The following is a 7,213-nucleotide window of genomic DNA, read 5'->3' on the forward strand; positions in this document are numbered from 1 at the left end:
CGCCCGTACGAGACCCGTACGGGCGCGGCCCCTCGACCGTGGCGGTCGGCCCTACAGGCCGTAGCGCTCGCGCGCCTCCTTGACGGCCGTTGCCCGGACCTCGCCGCGGCGGGCCAGCTGGGCCAGCGCCGCGACGACGATCGACTGGGCGTCGACGCCGAAGTGGCGGCGGGCCGCGTCGCGGGTGTCCGAGAGGCCGAAGCCGTCGGCGCCCAGCGAGGTGTAGTCCTGCTCGATCCACTGCGCGATCTGGTCCGGGACCTGGCGCATGTAGTCGGAGACCGCGAGGACCGGGGAGTCGACGCCCTCCAGCGCCCGGCGGACGTACGGCACCTGCTCCTCGCCCCGCAGCAGCGCCGCGTCCGCCTCCAGGGCGTCGCGCCGCAGCTCCGTCCAGGAGGTCGCGGACCACACGTCGGCGGCCACGCCCCACTCGGCGGCGAGCAGCTTCTGCGCCTCCAGGGCCCAGTGGATGGCCGTGCCCGAGGAGAGCAGCTGGATCCGCGCGGCGTTCGCCGGCAGGTCGAGACCGGCCGACTCCGCCGTGTTGAAGCGGTAGAGGCCCTTGATGATGCCCTCGTCGACGCCGGACGGCTTGGCCGGCTGCGGCATCGGCTCGTTGTAGACCGTCAGGTAGTAGAAGACGTCCCGGTCCTCGCCCTCGGCGGCCTCGCCGTACATCCGGCGCAGACCCTCCTTGACGATGACCGCGACCTCGTAGGCGAACGCCGGGTCGTACGTCAGCGCGGCCGGGTTCGTCGCGGCGATCACCGGCGAATGGCCGTCGGCGTGCTGGAGGCCCTCGCCGGTCAGGGTGGTGCGGCCGGCGGTCGCACCGACGAGGAAGCCGCGGCCGAGCTGGTCGCCGAGCTGCCACATCTGGTCGGCGGTCCGCTGCCAGCCGAACATCGAGTAGAAGATGTAGAAGGGGATCATCGCTTCGCCGTGCGTCGCGTAGGCGGTGGACGCGGCGATGAAGTCGGCCATCGAGCCGGCTTCGGTGATGCCCTCGTTCAGGATCTGGCCGTTGACGGCTTCCTTGTAGTACATCAGCTGGTCGCGGTCGACCGGCTCGTACGTCTGGCCCTTCGGCGAGTAGATGCCCAACGACGGGAACAGCGACTCCATGCCGAAGGTGCGGGCCTCGTCCGGCACGATCGGGACCCAGCGCTTGCCGGTCTCCTTGTCGCGGATCAGGTCCTTCATCAGGCGCACGAACGCCATCGTCGTGGCCATCGACTGCGCGCCGGAGCCCTTGTCGAAGGCGGCGAAGGCCTTCTCGGCCGGGGCCGGCAGCGGGGCGAGCGCATGGGCGCGGCGGGCCGGGGCCGGACCGCCGAGGGCCGCGCGGCGCTCCTGCAGGTAGCGGACCTCGGGGGAGTCGGCTCCGGGGTGGCCGTACGGCACCTGGCCGTCGACGAACTGCGCGTCCGAGATCGGCAGCTCAAGAAGGTCACGCATGTTCTTGAACTCGTCCGTCGTCAGCTTCTTCATCTGGTGGTTCGCGTTCTTCGACGCGAAGCCCTCACCCAGGGTGAAGCCCTTGACGGTCTGCGCCAGGATGACCGTCGGTGCGCCCTTGAACTCCAGGGCGGCCTTGTAGGCGGCGTACACCTTGCGCGGCTCGTGGCCGCCGCGCGAGAGGTGGAAGCACTCCAGGATCTTGTCGTCGGTGAGCAGCTGGGCCATCGCGACGAGCGCCGGGTCCCTGCCGAAGAAGTCCTGGCGGATGTAGGCGGCGTCACGGGTCTGGTACGTCTGGACCTGTGCGTCCGGCACCTCGCGCAGACGGCGGACGAGGGCGCCGGTGGTGTCGAGCGCGAACAGCTCGTCCCAGGCGTTGCCCCACAGAGACTTCACGACGTTCCAGCCGGCGCCGCGGAACTGGGCCTCCAGCTCCTGCACGATCTTGAAGTTGGCGCGGACCGGGCCGTCGAGGCGCTGCAGGTTGCAGTTGATGACGAAGGTCAGGTTGTCCAGACCCTCGCGGGCGGCCAGGGCGAGGGCGGCGGTCGACTCGGGCTCGTCCATCTCGCCGTCACCGAGGAACGCCCACACGTGCGAGGCGGAGACGTCCTTGATGGAGCGGTTGGTCAGGTAGCGGTTGAAGCGCGCCTGGTAGATCGCGGAGAGCGGGCCGAGGCCCATGGAGACGGTGGGGAACTCCCACAGCCAGGGGAGGCGGCGCGGGTGCGGGTAGGAGGGCAGGCCGTTGCCGCCGGACTCCTGCCGGAAGTTGTCGAGGTGGGACTCGTTCAGGCGCCCGTCGAGGAAGGCGCGGGCGTAGATGCCGGGGGAGGCGTGGCCCTGGATGTAGAGCTGGTCGCCGGAACCGTCGGCTTCCTTGCCCTTGAAGAAGTGGTTGAAGCCGGTCTCGTAGAGCCAGGCCGCGGAGGCGAAGGTGGCGATGTGGCCGCCGACGCCGTACTTGGAACCGCGGGTGACCATCGCGGCCGCGTTCCAGCGGTTCCAGGCGGTGATCTTCCGCTCCATCTCCTCGTCGCCGCCGAACTCGGCGATCGAGGGTTCGGCGGAAGTGGGGATGGTGTTGACGTAGTCCGTCTCCAGCAGCTTGGGCAGGGCCAGGCCCGCGCCCTCGGCGTGCTGGAGCGTGCGGCGCATCAGGTAGGCGGCCCGGTGGGGGCCGGCGGCCTTGGTGACGGCGTCCAGGGAGGCCGCCCACTCGGCGGTCTCCTCGGTGTCACGGTCCGGGAGCTGGTCGAGCTCGCTCGGAATCTTGCCTACGGGACCGGTCATGATCGCCGCCTTCCGGACAGGTGGGTGGAGATGGGTGCCTTGTCTGGCAGGACAGGGCGAAGGGCCGGGTACGGCCCGCCGAAGACTGTAAACCTACGATCGATGATCGATCAAAGGGTTGAAGGAGAAAACCTCTTCAGATCGAGAAAGTCGGCACAGGGTGCCAAGGGAAAGGGCACCCGGTGCCGCATCGATCCGCTGTTTCCGCAGGTGGGAACGGTCGGCCGAGGGGGTGCTCGCACGGATGAGCGGGCCCACCGGCAGGTGGACCCGCTCATCCGTGCGGAGGCCTCAGGCCCGTGGCGCACAGCCCAGGACGTGTGCCTTCACCAGGGCGCCGATGTTCGGATCGCCTCGTCGGAAGGCTTCCACCAGCTCCTGGTGCTCCTCCGCGTACGACTTCTGCACCGTGCCGAGCCAGCGGATCGACAGGGCCGTGAAGACCTCGATGCCCAGCGTCTCCCAGGTGTGCAGCAGCACGCCGTTCCCGGCGGCCTTCACCAGCTCCCGGTGGAAGGCGACCGTGTGCCGCACCTGCGCCGTCCCGTCCGAGGCCGCGTCCGCCTCGTACAGGGCCGCCACGTGCGGCTCCAGGGCCGAGCAGTCCGCTGCCAGCCGTCCGGCCGCCAGCTCGGCCGCGATCTGCTCCAGGCCGGCCCGCACCGGATAGCTCTCCTCCAGGTCCGCGGCGGTGAGGTTGCGGACCCGGACGCCCTTGTTGGGCGCCGACTCGATCAGCCGCAACGACTCCAGTTCGCGCAGCGCCTCGCGGACGGGGGTCTGGGAGACCTCCAGCTCGCTTGCGATCCGGCGCTCCACGATGCGCTCGCCCGGCTTCCAGCGGCCGCTGACGATCCCCTCCACGATGTGCTCGCGGATCTGCTCGCGCAGCGAGTGGACGACGGGGACGGTCATGAAGCGGCTCCTCGGGGAGTGTTGACCCTTAGACAATACGGCGGCGCCCCCCTCCGGAAACACTTCCGAACGGGGGCGCCGCTGGTGAGGCTCGTTACGTTGCGCCTCGGGGGTCCGGTCAGAGACCGAGGTCGACCTCGAACTCGCCGGCCTCCAGGATCGCCTTGACGGCGGTCAGGTAGCGGGCGGCGTCGGCGCCGTCCACCAGGCGGTGGTCGTAGGACAGCGTCAGGTAGGTCATGTCGCGGACGCCGATGACGGTGCCCTCGGCGGTCTCGATGACGGCCGGGCGCTTGACCGTGGCGCCGATGCCCAGGATGGCGACCTGGTTCGGCGGGACGATGATCGTGTCGAACAGCGCACCGCGCGAACCGGTGTTGCTGATGGTGAAGGTCGCACCGGCCAGCTCGTCCGGCGTGATCTTGTTGCCGCGGACCTTGGCGGCCAGGTCGGCCGTGGCCTTGGAGATGCCGGCGATGTTCAGGTCACCCGCGCCCTTGATGACCGGGGTCATCAGGCCCTTCTCGGAGTCCACGGCGATGCCGATGTTCTCCGAGTCGAAGTAGGTGATCGTGCCCTCGTCCTCGTTGATCCGGGCGTTGATGACCGGGTGGGCCTTCAGGGCCTGGGCCGCCGCCTTCACGAAGAACGGCATGGGGGAGAGCTTGACGCCCTCGCGGGCGGCGAAGGCGTCCTTCGCCCGGCCGCGCAGCTTCATCAGCTTGGTGATGTCGACCTCGACGACCGAGGACAGCTGGGCCTGGCCGTGCAGCGCCTTCATCATGTTGTCGCCGATGACCTTGCGCATGCGGGTCATCTTGACCGTCTGGCCGCGCAGCGGGGAGACCTCCAGGGCGGGGGCCTTCGGAGCGGCGGCGGCCGGGGCGGCGGGGGCCGGAGCGGCCTTCTTGGCCTCGGCGGCGGCGAGGACGTCCTGCTTGCGGATGCGACCGCCGACACCGGAGCCCTTGACCGTGGCCAGGTCGACGCCGTTCTCGGTGGCGAGCTTCCGGACCAGGGGCGTCACGTACGCGCCGTCCTCGGCCGGGGCGGCCGCGGGGGTCGCCGGAACGGGGGTGACCACGGCCGGGGCGATGGACGGGGCGGTCGGAGCCGGAGCGGCAACGGGAGCCGGGGCGGCGGGGGCCGGAGCCGGAGCGGCAACGGGAGCCGGGGCGGCGGGGGCCGGAGCCGGAGTAGCAGCCGGAGCGGCGGCGGGGGCGGCCGGAGCGGCGGCACCCGCGGCGCCGATGACGGCCAGCTTCGCGCCGACCTCGGCGGTCTCGTCCTCACCGACGACGATCTCCAGCAGGACGCCGGAGGCGGGGGCGGGGATTTCGGTGTCGACCTTGTCCGTGGAGACCTCGAGCAGCGGCTCGTCGGCCTCGACGCTCTCGCCGACCGACTTCAGCCAGCGGGTGACGGTGCCCTCGGTGACGGACTCGCCGAGCGCGGGCAGCACGACATCGGTGCCCTGGGCACCACCGGCCGGGGTCGCGGCCGGAGCCTCGGCCGCGGGGGCCGGGGCGGCCGGAGCCTCGACGGCCGGCGCTGGGGCGGGCTCGGCGGCCGGCGCCGGAGCGGCAGCCGGGGCGCCCGTGCCGTCGTCGATGATGGCCAGCTCGGCGCCGACCTCGACCGTCTCGTCCTCGGCGACCTTGATGGAGGCCAGGATGCCCGAGGCGGGGGCGGGGATCTCGGTGTCGACCTTGTCGGTCGAGACCTCGAGCAGCGGCTCGTCGGCCTCGACACGCTCGCCCTCGGCCTTGAGCCAGCGGGTGACGGTGCCCTCGGTGACGCTCTCGCCGAGCGCCGGCAGGGTTACGGAAACCGACATGGTTTCAGTTGCTCCTAACGAATTGCGGAAAGTGGTCGTCGCGCCCTGTGATGACGTGAGCGTCAGTCATGGGAGTGCAGGGGCTTGCCGGCCAGGGCCAGGTGGGCCTCGCCGAGCGCCTCGTTCTGCGTCGGGTGGGCGTGGATGAGCTGCGCGACCTCGGCCGGCAGCGCCTCCCAGTTGTAGATCAGCTGCGCTTCGCCGACCTGCTCGCCCATGCGGTCACCGACCATGTGGACGCCGACCACGGCACCGTCCTTGACCTGCACGAGCTTGATCTCGCCCGCGGTCTTGAGGATCTTGCTCTTGCCGTTGCCCGCGAGGTTGTACTTCAGGGCGACGACCTTGTCCGCGCCGTAGATCTCCTTGGCCTTGGCCTCGGTGATGCCGACGGAGGCGACCTCGGGGTGGCAGTAGGTCACCCGGGGCACGCCGTCGTAGTCGATCGGCACGGCCTTCAGGCCGGCCAGGCGCTCCGCGACGAGGATGCCCTCGGCGAAGCCGACGTGCGCGAGCTGGAGCGTCGGGACGAGGTCGCCCACGGCCGAGATCGTCGGCACGTTGGTGCGCATCTGCTCGTCGACCAGGACGTAGCCGCGGTCCATCGCGACGCCCTGCTCCTCGTAGCCGAGGCCGGCGGAGACCGGGCCGCGGCCGATGGCGACCAGGAGGACCTCGGCCTCGAAGGTCTTGCCGTCGGCCAGGGTGACCTTGACGCCGTTGTCGGTGTACTCGGCGGACTGGAAGAAGGTGCCGAGGTTGAACTTGATGCCGCGCTTGCGGAAGGCGCGCTCGAGGAGCTTCGAGCTGTTCTCGTCCTCGACCGGGACGAGGTGCTTCATGCCCTCGATCACGGTGACGTCGGTGCCGAAGGACTTCCACGCGGAAGCGAACTCGACGCCGATCACACCGCCGCCGAGGATGATCGCGGACTCCGGGACCCGGTCGAGGGTCAGCGCGTGGTCCGAGGTGATGATCCGGTTGCCGTCGATCTCCAGACCCGGCAGGGACTTCGGCACGGAACCGGTGGCCAGGAGGACGTGACGCCCCTCGACGCGACGGCCGTCCACGTCGACGGAGGTCGGGGAGGACAGGTGGCCGGTGCCCTCGATGTAGGTCACCTTGCGGGAGGCGACGAGCCCCTGCAGACCCTTGTACAGGCCCGAGATCACGTCGTCCTTGTACTTGTGCACGGCCTTGATGTCGATGCCCTCGAAGGAGGCCTTGACACCGAACTGCTCCGCCTCGCGCGCCTGGTCGGCGACCTCGCCGGCGTGGAGCAGGGCCTTCGTCGGGATGCAGCCGTTGTGCAGGCAGGTGCCGCCGAGCTTGTTCTTCTCGATCAGTGCGACGTCCAGGCCCAGCTGCGCTCCGCGCAGCGCCGCGGCGTAACCGCCGCTACCGCCGCCGAGGATCACTAGGTCGAAAACGGTGCTGGCGTCGTTCGCCACGTCACGTCCTCCATGCATGTGCGCTCGTCGCCGGTCGTCGACGACCTGGCGGCGGCTGGTGTCCGGCCGCTTTATTTCGGCCCTGTGGTGGGGGCCCTGTCCTGCCGAGAACCCATCTTCGCACTTGTTGACGGACGGCGGGACGCGGGGCCGTGCTCTGAGACGGCCGATCGTCCGTACGGCCGGGTCACGAAGGCGTGTGAACCTACGGATTTCGTCGCGAGCGAACAGGGACGGCCCCGGGCACCGGGCC

At 70.5% G+C, this 7,213-nt stretch carries 4 protein-coding genes; all 4 read right to left on the reverse strand.

Annotated features, from left to right (window positions below; genetic code table 11):
- Window positions 1-51 precede the first annotated feature (51 nt).
- Window positions 52-2,757, reverse strand: a complete 2,706-nt coding sequence (gene aceE, locus ACFW2Y_RS33670; RefSeq protein WP_384886910.1) for a pyruvate dehydrogenase (acetyl-transferring), homodimeric type — start codon at window positions 2,755-2,757, stop codon at window positions 52-54.
- Between the two features lie 291 nt (window positions 2,758-3,048).
- Window positions 3,049-3,672 carry a GntR family transcriptional regulator gene (locus ACFW2Y_RS33675; RefSeq protein ID WP_384886911.1) on the reverse strand — a complete coding sequence of 208 codons (624 nt, stop codon included), beginning with the start codon at window positions 3,670-3,672 and terminating at the stop codon, window positions 3,049-3,051.
- A gap of 118 nt (window positions 3,673-3,790) precedes the next feature.
- On the reverse strand, window positions 3,791-5,509 hold the full coding sequence (gene sucB / locus ACFW2Y_RS33680; RefSeq protein ID WP_384886914.1) for a 2-oxoglutarate dehydrogenase, E2 component, dihydrolipoamide succinyltransferase: 1,719 nt from the start codon (window positions 5,507-5,509) through the stop codon (window positions 3,791-3,793).
- 62 nt (window positions 5,510-5,571) lie between these two features.
- Window positions 5,572-6,960, reverse strand: coding sequence for a dihydrolipoyl dehydrogenase (lpdA, locus tag ACFW2Y_RS33685; protein ID WP_384886916.1), 1,389 nt, complete (start codon window positions 6,958-6,960; stop codon window positions 5,572-5,574).
- Window positions 6,961-7,213 lie beyond the last annotated feature (253 nt).

The sequence above is a fragment of the Streptomyces sp. NPDC058877 genome, assembly GCF_042742855.1.
Classification (GTDB): Bacteria; Actinomycetota; Actinomycetes; order Streptomycetales; family Streptomycetaceae; genus Streptomyces.

Coding starts and splice junctions, on each gene's coding strand:
- aceE (WP_384886910.1), bottom strand. CDS start 2,757: ATGACCGGTCCCGTAGGCAAGATTCCGAGCGAGCTCGACCAGCTCCCG.
- ACFW2Y_RS33675 (WP_384886911.1), bottom strand. CDS start 3,672: ATGACCGTCCCCGTCGTCCACTCGCTGCGCGAGCAGATCCGCGAGCAC.
- sucB (WP_384886914.1), bottom strand. CDS start 5,509: ATGTCGGTTTCCGTAACCCTGCCGGCGCTCGGCGAGAGCGTCACCGAG.